The sequence below is a fragment of the Pseudoalteromonas luteoviolacea genome, assembly GCF_018100925.1.
In the GTDB taxonomy this organism is placed as follows: Bacteria; Pseudomonadota; Gammaproteobacteria; order Enterobacterales; family Alteromonadaceae; genus Pseudoalteromonas; species Pseudoalteromonas obscura.
Map to the genome: position 1 here is coordinate 392,515 of NZ_JAGJEH010000001.1, position 17,347 is coordinate 409,861.

General features: G+C 41.3%; 11 protein-coding genes. 7 read left to right on the plus strand and 4 right to left on the minus strand.

Annotated features, from left to right (window positions below; translation table 11 throughout):
• Positions 1–655 precede the first annotated feature (655 nt).
• The 3 genes from J8M00_RS01485 to J8M00_RS01495 all read left to right on the plus strand — a co-directional run bounded on the left by J8M00_RS01485 (position 656) and on the right by J8M00_RS01495 (position 6,048).
• The gene (locus tag J8M00_RS01485; RefSeq protein ID WP_348772538.1) at positions 656–2,827 is read left to right on the plus strand and encodes a M4 family metallopeptidase; all 2,172 of its coding nucleotides are present in this window, start codon (positions 656–658) and stop codon (positions 2,825–2,827) included.
• 62 nt (positions 2,828–2,889) lie between these two features.
• On the plus strand, positions 2,890–4,410 hold the full coding sequence (locus tag J8M00_RS01490; protein ID WP_211008603.1) for a M28 family metallopeptidase: 1,521 nt from the start codon (positions 2,890–2,892) through the stop codon (positions 4,408–4,410).
• A 183-nt stretch (positions 4,411–4,593) separates the two neighbouring features.
• Positions 4,594–6,048, plus strand: coding sequence for an SLC13 family permease (locus tag J8M00_RS01495; RefSeq protein ID WP_023397888.1), 1,455 nt, complete (start codon positions 4,594–4,596; stop codon positions 6,046–6,048).
• Between the two features lie 658 nt (positions 6,049–6,706).
• Here the strand turns inward: J8M00_RS01495 and J8M00_RS01500 are convergent.
• Positions 6,707–8,704: a hypothetical protein gene (locus J8M00_RS01500; protein WP_211008604.1), complete on the minus strand. Its 1,998-nt coding sequence runs from the start codon at positions 8,702–8,704 to the stop codon at positions 6,707–6,709.
• Positions 8,705–9,252: 548 nt separating this feature from the next.
• Between J8M00_RS01500 and J8M00_RS01505 the strand changes: the two genes are divergently transcribed.
• Positions 9,253–10,644: an aldehyde dehydrogenase family protein gene (locus J8M00_RS01505; RefSeq protein WP_211008605.1), complete on the plus strand. Its 1,392-nt coding sequence runs from the start codon at positions 9,253–9,255 to the stop codon at positions 10,642–10,644.
• Between the two features lie 10 nt (positions 10,645–10,654).
• On the opposite strand, the gene J8M00_RS01510 is transcribed toward J8M00_RS01505, so the two are convergent.
• Positions 10,655–11,380 (minus strand): tetratricopeptide repeat protein, encoded by a 726-nt coding sequence (locus J8M00_RS01510; protein WP_211008606.1) that lies wholly within the window; start codon positions 11,378–11,380, stop codon positions 10,655–10,657.
• 321 nt (positions 11,381–11,701) lie between these two features.
• On the opposite strand from J8M00_RS01510, the gene J8M00_RS01515 reads away from it, so the two are divergent.
• Complete coding sequence (locus J8M00_RS01515) at positions 11,702–12,511, plus strand: DUF6279 family lipoprotein (RefSeq protein WP_211008607.1); 810 nt, start codon at positions 11,702–11,704, stop codon at positions 12,509–12,511.
• Positions 12,512–12,575: 64 nt separating this feature from the next.
• Here the strand turns inward: J8M00_RS01515 and J8M00_RS01520 are convergent, their stop codons facing one another.
• Positions 12,576–13,208 carry a flavin reductase family protein gene (locus J8M00_RS01520; RefSeq protein ID WP_211008608.1) on the minus strand — a complete coding sequence of 211 codons (633 nt, stop codon included), beginning with the start codon at positions 13,206–13,208 and terminating at the stop codon, positions 12,576–12,578.
• Positions 13,209–13,212: 4 nt separating this feature from the next.
• Positions 13,213–13,932: an SDR family NAD(P)-dependent oxidoreductase gene (locus tag J8M00_RS01525; RefSeq protein WP_211008609.1), complete on the minus strand. Its 720-nt coding sequence runs from the start codon at positions 13,930–13,932 to the stop codon at positions 13,213–13,215.
• 199 nt (positions 13,933–14,131) lie between these two features.
• Between J8M00_RS01525 and ppc the strand changes: the two genes are divergently transcribed.
• Positions 14,132–16,765 carry a phosphoenolpyruvate carboxylase gene (gene ppc, locus J8M00_RS01530; RefSeq protein ID WP_211008610.1) on the plus strand — a complete coding sequence of 878 codons (2,634 nt, stop codon included), beginning with the start codon at positions 14,132–14,134 and terminating at the stop codon, positions 16,763–16,765.
• Positions 16,766–16,955: 190 nt separating this feature from the next.
• A complete protein-coding gene (locus J8M00_RS01535) occupies positions 16,956–17,324 on the plus strand; it encodes a hypothetical protein (protein ID WP_211008611.1) in 369 nt (122 codons plus the stop codon).
• The last annotated feature ends 23 nt before the right edge of the window (positions 17,325–17,347 follow it).

Here is a 17,347-nt window from a genome sequence, read left to right on the forward strand (position 1 = left end):
GTACGGAGTAGGTGTATATTTTGATTGACCTTCCGCCCAGACCTTGGGCTTATACCAATTAGAGATATGTTCGATTATACGAAAGCGGATGCACAAGTCTTGTTTTGAAGATTGTTGAGTATATCTCACCAAATTAAGTTGAAATATACGGTCCTCACTAAATAAAGGCTGCGAGTCTGACTGATATTTCAGGTAAGAAATCAACTCGTCCACAAGCAAATCTAGGAATTTTAAACTCATTTTACCTAGTTAATATTGCCCCCCACTATGTTTAAACGCGCATGTAAAATTGTCATCAACATTACGTAGCATGTAATTGCGCTAAGTTTATTTCTGACTTATTCCCTTATTTAATTGGTTTTACTTTTTCTTTCGAAGGCAATTTGTACTCTAAACACTCACAAGTTTAACAATAATTTACTCTATTTGTAGTAATTTGTTTACATTTAAGGCGTATTCAAGCCGTGTAGCTAAATTGATTTTTTATAACCACCTGAAACTTTTGATTAAAAATTGAGTTAGCGCAAAGGTTTAACATATGTAAATTAATGGTTTATTTTTTGTTCCGTTTGGCTAGGCTCAATTGTGCACCCATGAAATGGTGCACATTCGGATTAGTTCCGAATACAAAACACACACAATCAAGGAGCATAAAGTGAAACTACCTAAAATAACTAAATTAACTCTCGCCACATTGGCTGTATTAAGCTGTACAGCAGGCGCTGCGCAAAAGCAGTATTTAAATATTCAGAACAATTTGAATGTTATGTTGCAATCGGGCTCACCGAGCGTGTTGTCAACACCTGCTGCTCAATTGATAGGGCTCTCGGCAACTGACTCTCTAAAAGTACTAAAAACGTTTAAACACAAAAATGGGGCTGTTACACATCGTTATCAGCAAATGTATCAAGGACTCCCAGTCATTGGTGATACTGTGAGCTTGACGTTTGATGAGCAGGGATTGTTCAAGCATGCTCACGGTGCAGCGGTATATGGTATTGAAGGAGATTTGTCTTCTGTTAAGCCAAGCTTACAGCTAGCGCAAGCAAAAACAATGCTACATGCGAATCAATCAAGTACACAAGAAGCACTGCAAAAGTTCCACGAAGCAGACCAACTCGGAGTTTGGATAGACAAGAACAATCAGGCTCGATTAGTGTATGAGGTGTCTTATGTAACTTATGGGGAATCGCCATCTAGACCGTATCAGATCATTGATGCTAATACGGGGGAGTTATTGGTTAGCTATGATAATATTCAGCATGCAAATGCAACAGGCCCTGGTGGAAACCAAAAAACTGGGCGATACAACTATGGCACAGACTACGGTCATTTAGACGTCAGTCAATCAGGCAATACCTGTACAATGAACAATGCCAACGTTAAGACTATTCACCTTAACCATGGTAGCAGTGGTTCTAGTGCCCACTCCTTTACTTGCCCAGAAAATACTGTGAAAGAAATTAATGGTGCATATTCGCCGCTTAATGATGCGCACTATTTTGGTAACGTCGTCTTCAATATGTACAACGATTGGCTAGGCACTGCGCCACTCTCATTTCAACTACAAATGCGAGTGCATTATAGCAATAATTACGAAAACGCATTTTGGGATGGGCGTTCGATGACGTTTGGTGATGGCAAGGATAGATTTTATCCTTTAGTCAGCCTTGATGTGTCGGCGCATGAGGTCAGTCACGGGTTCACGGAGCAGAATTCGGGCCTTGTATACCGCAATAAGTCTGGTGGACTGAATGAAGCCTTTTCAGATATGGCCGGTGAGGCCGCTGAATTTTACATGAAAGGCACTAATGACTGGCTAGTTGGGCAAGATATTTTCAAAGCGACTGGTGCGCTTAGGTATATGAACGACCCGACGAAAGATGGCCGTTCAATTGATCATCAAAACAACTTTACTTCAGGTATGGATGTACACCATTCGTCAGGTGTTTTTAATAAAGCTTTCTATCACTTAGCTACCACAACGGGTTGGGATACAAAGAAAGCATTTCTTGTAATGGCTAAGGCAAATCAGATGTATTGGACGGCGAGCACCGACTGGGATCTGGCTGGTAATGGGGTAATGGATGCTGCATGTGATTTAGGTTACAGCCCTGACGACGTTAAAGCTGCTCTGGCACAAGTCGGTGTAAATTCTCAACTGAGTTCAGGCAGCAATTGTGGCACTCCCCCAACGGACGAGGAAATAAGCAATGGCGTACCTCGCACCGGCATCAGTGGGGCAGCGAAGGCACAGCAATTTTTTGTGCTGAATGTACCTGCTGATGCGACTAACTTAAAATTCGAAACTGCTGGTGGCACCGGTGATGCTGACTTATACGTCAAGTTTGGTAGCAGACCCACATTACAAAGCTTCGACTGTAAGAGTACTTCGTCAACGAGTAACGAGACTTGTGCCATTAATACAATTCAAGCTGGTACTTACTATGTGATGGTGGAAGCGTGGAACCAAATCTCTGGTGTGACGCTGACAGGTAGTTATTCAACAGGCGGCGGGTCAACGCCTCCAATTGATAGAACTGAAAGTAATATATCAGTTTCTAGTGGTCAGTGGGCAAGGTATACCCAATCTTTGAATGCGGGTTATTCAAATCTTACCGTTACAATTTCTGGTGGCAGCGGAGATGCAGATTTGTATGTTAACTTTGGCTCAGCCTCTTCCACTTCAACATATCAATGTCGCCCATACAAAAATGGCAATAGTGAGTCATGTTCATTTACTAACCCTCAGGCAGGGACTTGGCACATAGATTTACGTGGTTATACAAGCGCAAGCGGTGTAACTCTAAATATCAAAGCCAACTAGTTAGTTCTTAATGATAGGCGACCTCGTGTCGCCTTTTCTCGAAGTCATGTAAAGGAGACATTATGCGTACAAAAGCATTTATGTGTTTGTTGGCGTGCCTCTCACAGCCTAGTTTCTCAAGCGAACCATCTGAAAAAAAATGGATAACGTTAGGCGCACCAGCAAGTCAGCATTACCAATTAGAAAACTCTATTAAAGGGCGAGTATACCCACAGTCCACCACGAATAATGCCGAGGTGAACTTATTGCTACTTGATGAAGCAGAGCATGTTAATGTCAGTCATTTTATGCACGAAAACTATCATCGATGTGGTGGTTTTGTCGCTCATGAAAGTGAGCAAGAAGCCAAATCATACTTGAGCGCTTTGGCACATGCTCACGCAAATCAGCCTGAGCTAGCTTATACCATAGACAACCCACAAACCGTGCAAGCTCTGATGAGTAAGGTTTCATCAACTGGGCTGGATAGCACTGTAAGTGCAATGACGGCCTTTTATAACCGATATTACACTCAGCAGTCAGGTGTCGATGCCTCCAACTGGGTCAAACAGCATTGGACTGATTTGGCTCGTTCAAGAGCTGATATCACCGTAGAGTCCTACGGCCATTCGTGGGCTCAGCCATCTGTTATTGTCACTATCCCTGGCAGTGAGTTAATTGATGAAATCGTGGTTATTGGCGGACATTTAGATTCAATCAATGGCTCTAACCCGAGTGGGGGGCGTGCGCCAGGTGCAGATGATAATGCGTCTGGTATAGCTGTACTAAGTGAGGTGCTCAAAGCGATAGTAGAGACCAACTATAAACCCAAGCGAACCGTGCAAATTATGGGGTACGCTGCGGAAGAAGTGGGATTGAGGGGGTCAAAAGCAATTGCACAGGATTACAAGTCATCAGGGAAAAATGTCGTTGGCATGGCACAATTTGATATGTCTGGCCACAAAGGTGGTCAATATGACATTGTACTCATCACTGACTATACCAACAGTGCCCAAAATACATTTATGAGCCAGCTAATAGATACATACTTGAGCACCATTAGCTATGGCTATGATAGGTGTGGCTATGGTTGCTCAGATCATGCATCTTGGTATCAACAAGGGTTTCCTGCGTCATTTCCTTTTGAGTCTCGAATGAGAGAGTCAAATCGTTTGATCCACTCTTCAAATGATACGGAATACAATGCGGAGCACTCTTTAAATTTTGCCAAGTTGGCCAGTGCCTATGTTGCTGAGCTGGCAAAAACCGCAGGCAGTACACCTCCTCCACCTACAGATCCAACACCAATACAAAAAACATTTACCGATGTGAGTGTTGAGTCTGGGCAATGGTGGCGTACTAATTTACCAATCGGTAGTGGCTACAAAGAGCTCAAAGTGACCATTTCAGGTGGTTCCGGCGATGCCGATCTGTATGTGAACTTTGGTAGTCAATCAACGACATCCCAATATCGCTGTCGTCCATATCGTTATGGAAACAATGAAGTTTGCACATTGTCATTGCCAGAGGCGGGAACCTGGTACTTTGACTTGCGTGGTTATACGCAGGCATCTGGCGTAACGCTTAATATTACTGCTAACTAAAAATGTAAGCCTAGGCCGCTGTATTCATAGAGCACAGCGGTCTATTTTTGATTACTGGTATAACTATATAGTGAGCAAAAGCTTGCTTTTGTGTTGCCTAAGGCTTTTGGTGTCTTGTAGATTACAGCATGCTCATTCATACTGCCTCCTTAATTAGCATTCATAATTACAAAAAATTGATAAATGACGGATACAATGGTTAAAGGCAGTTCCCTATACAATAAGTTGTGGCTATTTTTAGGCCCTTTTCTTTTTCTACTAACATGCTTCACTCAAAGCCCTGAAGGTTTGTCAGAACAAGGTTGGCGTACTGCTGGTCTTGCCATGTGGCTGGCGGTTTGGTGGGTGAGCGAAACGGTGCCAATTCCAGTAACTTCACTAGTGCCTCTACTAGCAGTGCCTTTGGCGGGTATCAATGATATAAAAAGTACCTCATCAGCGTATGCTCACCCGCTTATATTTCTGTTCTTAGGTGGCTTTCTAATTTCCATTGCGATGGAAAAGTCTCAGTTACATAAACGAATTGCACTGCAAACCATGTTGAAAAGTGGTACAAATCCCAAGTATCAAGTGCTCGCAATGATGTTAGTCAGTGGTTTTTTGTCTATGTGGATCAATAACACTGCCACAACTTTGATGTTGTTACCCATTGCATTATCTGTTATCCACGTTTTACAAAAAAATGGTGCGCACTGTGATAACTACGCAAAAGCTTTGCTATTGGCTATTGCTTATAGTGCCAGCCTAGGTGGGGTTGGAACTATTATAGGCACTGCGCCCAATGCGTTAATGGTTGCGTATTTATGGGACAACCATCAAATACAAATTGGCTTTGGTCAATGGATGATTGTGGCTGTGCCATTTACATTTGGGATGATTATCTTATGTTGGTTATGGCTTACAAAGTTTGCATTTAAACTTGCACCACAGCAAAACAATACTGAAATGACTGAGATATTCTCTGCTCAGTTGAGCGATCAAGGGTCGATGTCAATCGCTGAAAAGAATGTCATGTATGTATTTTTGTTTGCAGTATTTGGTTGGTTGTTAAGACCCTACTTGCAAACTTGGACTGGTTTAAATATCACAGATACCGGGATTGCGGTTGCTGCCTCAATCCTGTTGTTTGTGTTGCCAGCTGACAAACAAGGTGAGCAAAAGGTAATGGATTGGCCAGCCGCAAAAGAAGTACCTTGGGGGATCTTATTACTCTTTGGTGGCGGTCTAACCTTAGCCAGTCAAATTAAGGGCTCAGGGCTGGCTGAGTATATTGCCAATTTGCTTGCGGGTGCCAGCGCAATTCCACTGGTATTAAGTGTTATTGCGGTCGCTGCTCTAATCACTTTTTTAACTGAATTAACCAGTAATACAGCAACCGCGGCAGGCTTTTTACCATTGCTTGGTCCTGTTGCAGAGCAGGTTACCGGTACGCCTTTAATATGGATAATCCCTGCTGCTATGGCGGCCAGTTGTGCCTTTATGATGCCAGTTGCTACACCGCCTAATGCGATTGTTTTTGGTTCTGGAGAGATCAAAATTAAAGATATGATCAAAGCTGGATTTGTAATGAACCTTATAGCAATAGCAATACTGAGCATTCTGACATTAACCGTTGCTCGTTGGGTGTTTGTATTCTAGTTAACTAAATCATGTGCCAAGCTGTTCAGTTTTGGGGAGCTTGGCGTTTCTATTTAAATCATAAAACCCTCCATGTCCTTTTCCCCTTGCGAAATGCATCAGCGAAGATTACCTGTTACCTGCCATAATAAATACCAAATTGCTTAATGTATCTTGGTTTGTACGACAACATTTTTGGGCGCTGTTGATACAGGCAAAGTCGTTAATTATTAGTCGAGCTATTTAATTGCGATAACAACAGTTGATATAGATGGACGTGATGTGCTCGATCTGCAAACCATAGTGGTGGGGCTGCGGCAATAAAGCTTTGATAAATACCTCGTGAATATGGGGTTAATGAGGCCAGCTGATATAATTCGTTGGTCACATAATGCTACGAACAAGGAGGTGCCAGTCACTTATAAGAGAGTTGCCCAATCACTAGGCAGCGCGAGTGGGATTGAATGCGCTATAAAAGATGAAAACGAGTTACATCTGTCACGCGAATTGTTAGTAATATGAGCGGGTTCAAGAAGCTTTATTAGAAGGAGTGTATTTTGGTTATCGTCTTTATCTCGATACCAGCACATCGTATGTATCGTCGTTAGACATCAGCACTGAAATTATTCTCAAAAAAAAGGGCTTGGTTAACACCAAGCCCTTTTTAAATACTTCAAATTTATTGAATTGGTAACTCTAGAGTGCCTGTGATCACATCTTTACTGTCTTTCAGCTGGTAGCTGTAGTTAATAGTAACTGTGTTCTTAAAGCCTTCTTTGTCGTCGTTTAAATATAGAGCTACGTTGTTGGTGGTTATTGAGTGATAACCACTGTCTACAGCACTACCCGTAGTGAAATTACCACTCCAGTTTTCATTACGTGCTATTTTTGCAAAGAAATCTGTAGAATAGTTATTCCAAGTATCGCCAATAACTGTTCTCGTATTAGGATCGTTGATCACAGTTTCTTCATTGTTACGCGTATATTTAACAATTTCGAAGCTGAACTTTTCAACCAAGTGCATGTGTTTTGGTAAAATGAAACTAATGTAACCATCATGATCCCATGCCCAAGTATCGTCGACGCCAGCTGAGTTTTTAGCGACAATTGGCTGACCATTTGTAGTATGGTTAAGGTTATCAGCTGTAATTTCATTGATATCAAAAACAGCGTTGCTAACTGGTAAGTTATACTCTTTGTTGAAGCTTAGCTGCTCAGTTTCACCTGAGATAGTATTGACAACCTCATCGATAGAAACTCGGTATCTATAGTTTGTTGTCACTTCTGCTTTTGGTGCGACGGTGATACGAGTGTTGTCCAAATCTAGCGTAATGTCATGTTCAACATTAGTCTCAACAGTGTTCAATGTTGTAAAGCCATCTTTTGACTCTAAAACGTGATTTACAGCTACTGCTTGAACGTTGGCTGCTGCCACTTCAACTGGTACGTTTAAGTATAACTGTACGTCATTGTCAACAGTGTCTTTTGCATCAACAGTTGCAATGGTTGATACTGTTGATTCGCTCACTTCTTCGCCTTGTAGGTGAACAACTAGATTTAATGTGTTATTCGATAGCTCAACTATAGAAAAGTTATTACCGTTATCCACGTTGTACGCAGAAAGAGCCGTGTTGTAGTTAATTCCAACGTTTGCGCTGCCGTAAACTAGGTCATCTTTTTGAAAACCTGGAATAACGATATTTAAGCTATAAAAGAAGTTGGCATCGAGCTCATACTGCTTTGTGTCTTCGTTGTAAGTTGCATACTTCTCACCACGATCATTGTCATTTGCAAATACGCGCTTAACTTCAACTGCATTACCTTCTTCGTCAAGTACCGTAAGTGCAATGGTAAATTCGTGGGTGTTAACCGCTTTCATGTACATGACATCTATTGATTCAATCAAGTTGGCTTCTGAAAGCTGAATTCCGCCATCAATACCTGAGTAGCTACCCGACTCAGGAACGTAGTTATTATTACCGTCACCATTTAGATCTGGGTTAAAGTATAAGTCAACAGGCAAATCTTTAGCTAATTGAATTTCGTAGACATCTTTCTCTTCGTTATATACAGCTTTAGTCGCATAGTTGTCTTTAACCATTTTGTTGAAGTTATCAGCATTCCAGTAACGATCTATACCAATAACGTCTTCAGCCCAAATAGTTAGGTCTTTAATTGCTTCATTGGATTCTGAGTCAAGAACTTTAATTTCTTTGGTATAACCCTGAGATACTTCAAGGTTAAACAGATCAGCAGTTTGAACACCGTTGGCAACATTACCTGTTGTTCTCGCTGTGAAGTGACGAGTTAGAAATACGCCGCTTTCACTCGAAACTTTAATAACGATACTGCGATGAGCTGGTAGGTTTCCAATATTGAATGAGCCATCTTCAGCAACTGCGACAGCTTCCGTCCATGCATTATCAACAAAAACGCTTACTTGTGCGTCAGCAGCAGAAACGCCTTCAGATACAGATACCACTGTACCTTTAATTGCTGCTGGTGCCTTAGCGTTTTCTTGTTGCTCTGTTAACAAGTTAACTTGTGTTTGTAATAGCTCATTTTGACTATTCAGCTGGTCTGAAATTTCTTTGTTACCATCATCTTCAACTTTTAAACAGCCTGTTAGAGCGAAACAAGTAGCTAAGCCAAGTGCGACTTTTGAATATTTAAACATTAATATCTTCCTGTATTAATTTTATCACTTAGTTATCGGGCGAAATTAAAACATAAAAGAATAGGAAAATATTCATATCGGGTAAAATAACTGCTTGGATTTTGTTTGTTTAATATCCAAATTGTTATTTTTTCCTAATATAACAATGATTAAGTTAAGTGTTTTTTTTGTAAATGATAGTAAACAGGTGAGTGCGTTCGCTCTAGTTTTGAGTGAAATATAGGCATTTATATCAGTGTGTTATGGTTTTTGCTGTTTATTAGAAACATGATTTATTTGTTTTTTAAACTAAGGTGGTGGATTTTAAATCGTTTCTGTCAATGAATGTTGTATGATTAATTTATTTTATAATGGCGATCTGAAAATTGATACTGTTGGCTATTGAATGTAAATGATGCGTTATAGTTAATCGAAGTTTGATATTAATTATATTCAAAAGTCGTGGTTGGGGTCTCGGCTTGGTGTTGTTTTTTTAATTTATTTTTAACTAGTGGTTAAAAATACGTATAATGTGGTAATGGTCATTGCGAATAGTTAAGGAAGCAAATGTGACAGAAGCGCTCAATAGCTCCATTAGAGATAAACTTGCTACACTCAAGGCTGCATATTTGGCGACGCCATATCCGTCGAACGAGTTACGAAAACAGCAACTTAAAAAATTGAGTTCAGCAATTATTGAAAATAAATCACGCCTTGTAGACGCGGCTAAGGCTGACTTCAGTATGCGTTCTGATTATGATTCCCTAGTGGCTGATATCATACCAACTATTAGTCATATCAAGTATTTATCTAAGCACCTTGACTCATGGATGAAACCTCACAGCAGATCAGCGGGCTGGCAATTCTTACCTTCTAAAGTGTGGATAGAGTACGTGCCAAAAGGCGTTATTGGTGTTATCGCTCCTTGGAATTATCCTATACAGCTAGCGCTTGTTCCGCTCGCCACGGCAATTGCAGCTGGTAATAAAGTAATGCTTAAACTCAGTGAACTTACGCCGACTATCAATCAAGTAATTAAAGATGTGTTGGAACCGTTGGAAGGAGACTGTGTGGTTATAGAAGGAGACGCGTATGTCGCGTCTGAATTCAGCCAACAAGCTTTTGATCACTTATTTTTCACCGGCTCAACTCATATTGGCAAACAGGTTTACGCAGCGGCTGCAAAAAATTTGGTCCCTGTAACGTTAGAGCTAGGTGGCAAATCACCCATGGTGGTGTTAGATGATGCTAATCAAGACAAAGCGATATTAGATATTATACATGCGAAAACAATGAATGCGGGGCAGATCTGTGTGGCACCAGATTATGTGCTTGTTACTGAGTCTATATTTGATGAGTTTATTGAAAAGCTTAAAAATAAGGTACGAGAAAGTAGCCATTCAAAAGGTCACACGGGTATTGTGAACCAGCATCATGCCCACAGATTAATGTCGCTGATAAGTGATGCACAAGGTCAGGGGACTGAAGTGTATTCCTCTAAGCCGCTAGAAAGTTTGACGGCCAAAGAGTTTGGGATTCACATAATCATCGAGCCCTCACTGAAAGCTCGCGTAATGCAAGAAGAAGTATTTGGACCTATTGTTACTGTATTAAAGGTCCAAGACCTTGAACATGCCAAGCGTGTAGTGCAATCTCTTGGCACACCTTTAGCATGTTATTTATATACAAACAGCGAAAAGTCTGAGGCCATGCTTCGTCGTAGTTTGCAAGCAGGATCATTGTGTATCAACGATATGTTGTTACACGTTGCCGTAGTTGATTTACCCTTTGGTGGTTTGGGTAGTTCGGGGATGGGGCAGTATCATGCAAAAGAAGGCTTTATTGCATTGAGCCACGGTAAGTCTATTTTCAAATCTAGCGATAAAATATGGCGTAGTCAGCTGTTTGACCGTTATAGCCATATCATAAAACATGTTTTGACATGGCTATATTTACGTTAGATTTGCTCAGCTATTCGGCAAATCCACTACCTGCGATATAGGTTTTGGCCTGAATTTTATGATAGATCTCATTTGCTATGCGTTGTCCACGCTCCAATTGCGAGCGAGACAGGCTTTGCTCATCAAGCTGTCTGCTTTCTGCGGCTTGTGCGTAACCGTTAAATTCAGCGAGTAAGTTCCAAATATATGAGCGCTCAACATTCTTTTGTACACCTAAACCTTGGTAGTACAATAACGCCAAGTTGTACATTGCAAGCGTGTAATTATTGGCAGCGGCGCGCTCATACCAAAAGCGTGCTTGGGAGTAGTCTTGTACAACACCATCTCCATTTGCATGCATAACACCTAGATTAAATTGGGCTGCTGGAAGACTCTTTTTTGCCGCTTGAGTGAAAAGATCCACAGCTTTTTGTTTATCTAGTTTCACACCTCTGCCATCTTGGTACAAAACGGCAAGTGCGAACATAGCATCAGCACTACCTAATTTTACTGCGCGTTGCAATAATTCAGCTGCTTTTCTAGGGTTTTTCGGGACGCCGTATCCACCTTCATGCATTTTTGCAAGCTCGTACATACCTGGGGCGAAACCCATATCGACTAAGTATTGAAACTCCTTTAGAGCAACATCAAACTGGCCAGCATTCGCAGCCGCGATGCCTTCTTCCAATCCTGCGATAGAGGGAGTTGAGTATGCTATGAGGCCCGATAATAGAAGTATTTGAGTTATTTTCCGCATTATTATTTCTCCTTATGTTACAGGGGAGTGTGTTTAGCTTAATGCACCTAGTTTAATAACGCAGTTTAGACTATAAGTTTATGAAGGGAAATAAAAAAAGCCCTTTCGGGCTTTTTAATTTTCATATCTACCGTCACCGATATGAGCAATGTAGCAAGTAAATGAGTGTGTGAAATTACTGGGTCGAGTAGTAATTCACTATATGAAGCGAGCATTCATTGTGCGTATAATCAACTAGTTCGCTTCATTGAGAATAATTATCAATTACTGTGGCGTGATTGTCAACTGCAAATGATAATTAATTGCGTTTATGGTGGCTTTATGTCAAAAATAGTTACTGTCTTGTTGTTAATATTATCCTTAACTGCTTGTATGTATGAGACAATTTATAAAAATGCAGACAGGCTTGTACTCAATAAACTTGAAGATTTTGTTACATTAACTCGTTCTCAAGAAGAAGTGTTTTTAAAAGGCTTTCATCAGCTGCAGTTGCGGCATCAAGCTCAATATTTACCAATGTACTCTAGCTGGCTTAAAACCATTGAAGCTGACTGGTTAACGATGGATAAAAAGCAGATTTTCAAGCTCAGTCAGCAAGTGAGGGGGCATTGGTATGACTTGATACAAGACGCTGGGCCCGTACTTGTTCCTTTATTGGTTTCACTTGACCAAAAACAAAGAAAACAGCTTATATCAAATATCAAAGGTGAAATGGGAAAGTACAAAAGTCGAAATGAGCGAATCGAGAATTCGCTTGAGCGATTTGAAGACGCTTTAGGGAAACTAAATATCCAGCAGAAAGCAATGATCAGTCGCCATTACGATAACGTTGCGTTTTACAGAGAAGTGCAGGTACTACACAATCAAAAACGGCTTTCGAAAATAGAAGCACTGCTCCAAAGAAGACTGCTCACTGAGGCAGAAATGGAAGAACTGACAAGGTATATTGTTAACTCTCCAAATGATTTACCAGCTCACATTGAACAGCAAAGAGTTCAACGCATTGTGAATCAAATTGATTTGTTGATAAGTCTGAGAAGTACACTCTCTACCGATCAACAAGCCGCGTTTGTCGATTATCTAAAAGACTTGGAATATATACTGGCAGAGTTTAACGGCGCCAAACTGTAAAACAACTCAGCACCGTTTTTATGAACATTGAAGTTATACTTTCACCTTGCAGTATATTTGACCATCACGCTTTTGTTGTTGCGGGCTTGTTTGGTTTAGCGTATTCAAGCCTCGCTATCTTGCTTGTCGTGTGATAGCAATCTAAACCGGAGACGGCAATGGTATCAAGTTGTTCCAAGTTGATAAACCCATCTTCTGCAACGGCATTGTCGTCAACCTCTACATGCACAATTTTGCCAATGACAAGTACGGTTTTATTCAACTCAATGGTTTGATGCTGGCATAATTCCAGGCCTATTTTTAGTTGGCTTTGTGCAACAAATGGGGCACCAAAATTATCGTGGTAATAGGGCGTTAGGCCCGTTGCGTCAAACTCTGACTGATGTTCATCGTATCGCGCAGAAGTCTGGTGGGCTTCTTTCCAAATTAAAGAGTTAACGTGATTGATTGTGTATGTTTTTGTTTGCAGTATATTTTCTAATGTATCTCGCCTGACACTATGCGGTCTAAAAATGACACCCATTAACGGCGGATGTGCGCCTAAATGGAATACCGAACTCACAATTGATAAGTTCTCTTCGCCATTTGGACTTCGTGTGCCAACAAGGTTTGCGCTCTTATAGCCAGACAGGCTATTAATAAAATGTGCGCGATACCTATCTGGAAAGTTAAGTAAATCTTGAGTATTAAATATCATGAGATCACCATTCTATGCTTTCGCCTTGCCAATCGATATAGTCAACATCACCATCAAACACCCGATTAGTTTGAAGCTCGTGTAGTTGCTGTGCGACAAATTCTGGTTTGAATAATTTGTCTATTGGAACATTATTTTGAAAAGGTTTTGACAGTGCGGAGTCGGTAGTACCAGGGTGGAAAAGCATTAACTTAACATTGCATCGACGCCTTTGCAGTTCAATACTGGCTGTTTTAAATAGCATGTTGAGCGCTGCTTTGGATGCCCTGTAGCTATACCAGCCACCGAGCTGATTGTCAGAAATACTGCCAACGCGGGCACTCAATGCGGTGAACACACACGGTGTCTTGGTTGAGAGCAGGTGAGGCATGAATGCTTGCAGCCATAAAAAAGGCGTCATTGCATTGGCTTGCAAAAGCGCACTGAAATAAGCCTCGTCAAATGTTTCGATTTTCTTTTCGGGCATATTGTTCTTGGTGTGTAAAAGACCATTACACACCGTAATATATGCGGTACCAGGATATATTCGCGCTATACGATTAGACAGGTCCTGTATGTTGTCTCTTGAGTAATCAGTTATAAATTTGTTCAACATGGGATGCGCCACGTTTAACTTAACTGAGCTTATTGCAACGACCTGATAGTTTAGGCGCAAGTACTGATTGACAAGTGCTTTACCGATCGCGCCATTGGCACCGATCACCACGGCTGTTTTTTGCACCATAAAGACTTTTTGCTGTGAAAATAATTTAGATATAAACGACACTGAGCGGAGTTTGGATCACCTCAATTTAAGGACATTTTGCTTTAAAATGACAAAAATGGACGAGGCTAAGATTAAAAAAGTGTAACGAAATGGTCTTTTCATTTATGTATGTTTAACAGTATATTGGTTTGGATAAATTGTATTCAAAGGAAAGTGTATGGACCAGCAATATACAAATCTACGTCGCAACGTAAGTCTTTTAGGTGAGTGTTTGGGGGCAACCATCGAGCATGCACTGGGTTCAGACCTACTTGAAAAAGTAGAGCAGATCAGACATCTTGCCAAAGCCTCTAGAAGCGGAGATCATCAAGCGAGAGAGGCCCTAATTAATACGCTAAAGGCACTTAGCAACGAAGAACTTTTGCCTGTCTGTAGAGCGTTTAACCACTTTCTGAATTTGGCAAACGTTGCAGAGCAGTATCATACGACTTCCAAAGCAGGCTCACCAGAGGGAGCCTTCGAAACGATTGAAAACACCATCAAAGATCTCGCCGATCGCGTTGCAAAAGAAGAGTGCTCTCAAGAGGATGCAATACAGGCGCTGTCCACTTTGCAAATAGAATTAGTGCTCACGGCACACCCAACGGAAGTAACTCGCCGCACAATAATCAGCAAACACGTTGAATTAAGTGATTGCCTTAAAGAACTAGAGAGCCTTGAGTGTACAGGCGTAGAAAGAGATACCATTTTAGCCCGGATAGCACAGCTGATTTGTCAGGCTTGGCATACCAATGAAATTAGAGATAAGCGACCGACACCTTTAGAAGAAGCAAAATGGGGATTTGCCGTGGTGGAAAACAGCTTGTGGCACGCAATTCCACAATTTGTTGGTGAACTAGGCAAGATGGCACAGCAGTATCTGGGTATTCAGCTACCTCAGAGCTTTTCACCAGTGAAGCTTGCCTCATGGATGGGCGGAGATAGAGATGGTAATCCCAATGTAACCGCAACGGTAACACAAAGCGTGCTCGATCACGGTCGTTGGATGGCGCTTGACTTGTATTACCGAGACCTGGATAAGTTAAGTGCAGAGTTATCTATGAGTGGTGCAAATAAGGTGTTATTAGCGCAAACAGGTGAAACGAGTGAGCCATATCGTACGTTATTGAAAAATCTCAAACTAGAAGTGCGTGAAACCATTGACTTTTTGGAGAGTAAAATCAAAGGGACACCAACATCTTGCCGCGATAAAATTAAATTCACAGCACAGCTACGAGAGCCTCTGTTAGTTTGCTTCAATTCTCTCAATGAGCTGGGGATGGAAGTTGTAGCCAATGGTTTGCTGCTAGATGTGCTTCGCCGCTTGAATTGTTTTGGTGTGAATTTATGCCAATTAGATATTCGTCAAGATTCTGCCCGCCATACAGAGGTGCTATCTGAGCTTACTCGATATCTGGGCGTCGGCGACTACGCACAGTGGTCTGAGCAAGACAAACAGGCATTTTTGTTGTCTGAGCTAAGCTCAAGGAGGCCGATTATACCAAAGCACTGGCGTCCAAACGAATCAGTAAAAGAGGTGATTGATACATTTGATGTGATTGCACAACAGGATAGCGCGGCTTTGGGGATTTATATTATATCTATGGCGCAATATGCATCTGATGTATTGGCTGTTCAACTATTGCTCAAAGAAAGTGGCGTCGGTTTTAATTTCCCTGTCGCACCATTATTCGAAACGCTCGACGATTTAAATCGAGCAGATAAAGTGATGACTGAACTTTTCAGCTCAAGTTGGTACAAAGGCCACTTGTCACATCAACAGTATGTCATGATTGGCTATTCAGACTCGGCAAAAGATGCGGGAATGATGGCGGCTGGTTGGGCGCAATACCGAGCCATGGAGTCTCTGATTGAATTAGGAGATAAACACGGAATTAAAATGAAGCTATTTCATGGTCGAGGTGGGACCATTGGTCGCGGTGGCGCTCCAGCGCGTCAAGCATTACGTTCGCAACCACCAGGTTCGCTTAAACACGGTTTACGTGTGACGGAGCAAGGGGAGATGATCCGATTTAAATTTGGACTTTCTCCGGTCGCAATTCAAAGCCTTTCGTTATACGCCAGTGCGATCATCGAGAATAATTTGTTCCCACCGCCTAAACCAAAGTCACAATGGCGTGAGGCTATGGATATGCTCAGTGAAGCATCATGTGAACGATATCGCCAATACGTCCGCAATACGCCAGATTTTGTTTCATACTTTAGAAGTGCAACACCAGAAATAGAGTTAGCTAAGTTGCCACTCGGATCTCGTCCAGCTAAGCGTAATCCAAAAGGGGGTATTGAAAGCTTACGCGCAATACCATGGATATTTGCGTGGAGTCAAAATCGCTTGATGCTGCCTGCTTGGCTTGGAGCCAATGAGGGGATTAAAGCCGTACTCAACTTAGGTGGCGAATCACTAATTGAAGAAATGAGCGAGCTGTGGCCTTTTTTTAGAACTAGAATTGAAATGCTAGAAATGGTGTTTTGCAAAGCTGATTTATGGCTAACGGAGTATTATGACGAACGCCTAGTGCCTAAAGAGCTTCAGATTATTGGGGAAAAACTCAGATCTGAGCTGAAAGAGACTATGGATGAAGTATTGCGACTTGCACCCAAGGGGAGTTTATTGTCTGCACAGCCCTGGATAAAAGAGTCAATTGCGTTACGTAACCCCTACACTGATCCTCTGAACCTATTGCAAGTAGAGCTATTAAAACGTACCCGTGCTGCAGATGATCAAAATCTAGATAGTGCACTGATGATCACTATGATGGGGATCGCCGCAGGATTACGTAATACTGGCTAATACTTATGTGCTAAAATGTAATTTTAAAATACATTTTTATAACGCGATGAAATAAAAAACCAATCATAAAGGGTTGGTTTTTTATTTTTTACTCATTTTTAAATCCTATTTTGTTGACAGCGCCACGCTTTAAACTAAAATCCTTGCCCTCTTTATTAATTTCTATGTCGGTATCTTTTTAGAGTTCTATATGTCAGTACTATCAACCAGTATTACTTATGACCAAACAACGTCTTTAATTTTAATGACAGTGCGTGGTAAAGCCGGAGCAGAAGATGTGGTCAATGCGTATAAAGCAGCCAAGGCGTATTCAGAGCAACACGGTAGTAAAAAAGTGCTCATTGACGTATCGGAGTTAGAGCATAAATTTGCTGCCATTGATATTGTCAATGTAATGCCTAAGGTTGCTCATTACCTGACTAATATGCAAATCGCTCGTGTCGTTGGTTTTGAAGGTTATATGCACGACTTATTTTTACAAAAAGTAAAAAGATTTGGTATTCATGCGGAAAACTTTGAATGTTTTAAAACTGCAAAGGAATGGTTGAGTAACGCGTGAAACCTGCGTAAACTGGCATGCCA

What these genes read in the sequence shown, in the direction of transcription:
- J8M00_RS01490 (WP_211008603.1), top strand. Translation starts at nt 2,890, where the DNA reads ATGCGTACAAAAGCATTTATGTGTTTGTTGGCGTGCCTCTCACAGCCT.
- J8M00_RS01495 (WP_023397888.1), top strand. Translation starts at nt 4,594, where the DNA reads ATGACGGATACAATGGTTAAAGGCAGTTCCCTATACAATAAGTTGTGG.
- J8M00_RS01500 (WP_211008604.1), bottom strand. Translation starts at nt 8,704, where the DNA reads ATGTTTAAATATTCAAAAGTCGCACTTGGCTTAGCTACTTGTTTCGCT.
- J8M00_RS01510 (WP_211008606.1), bottom strand. Translation starts at nt 11,380, where the DNA reads ATGCGGAAAATAACTCAAATACTTCTATTATCGGGCCTCATAGCATAC.
- J8M00_RS01515 (WP_211008607.1), top strand. Translation starts at nt 11,702, where the DNA reads ATGTCAAAAATAGTTACTGTCTTGTTGTTAATATTATCCTTAACTGCT.
- J8M00_RS01520 (WP_211008608.1), bottom strand. Translation starts at nt 13,208, where the DNA reads ATGATATTTAATACTCAAGATTTACTTAACTTTCCAGATAGGTATCGC.
- J8M00_RS01525 (WP_211008609.1), bottom strand. Translation starts at nt 13,932, where the DNA reads ATGGTGCAAAAAACAGCCGTGGTGATCGGTGCCAATGGCGCGATCGGT.
- ppc (WP_211008610.1), top strand. Translation starts at nt 14,132, where the DNA reads ATGGACCAGCAATATACAAATCTACGTCGCAACGTAAGTCTTTTAGGT.
- J8M00_RS01535 (WP_211008611.1), top strand. Translation starts at nt 16,956, where the DNA reads ATGTCAGTACTATCAACCAGTATTACTTATGACCAAACAACGTCTTTA.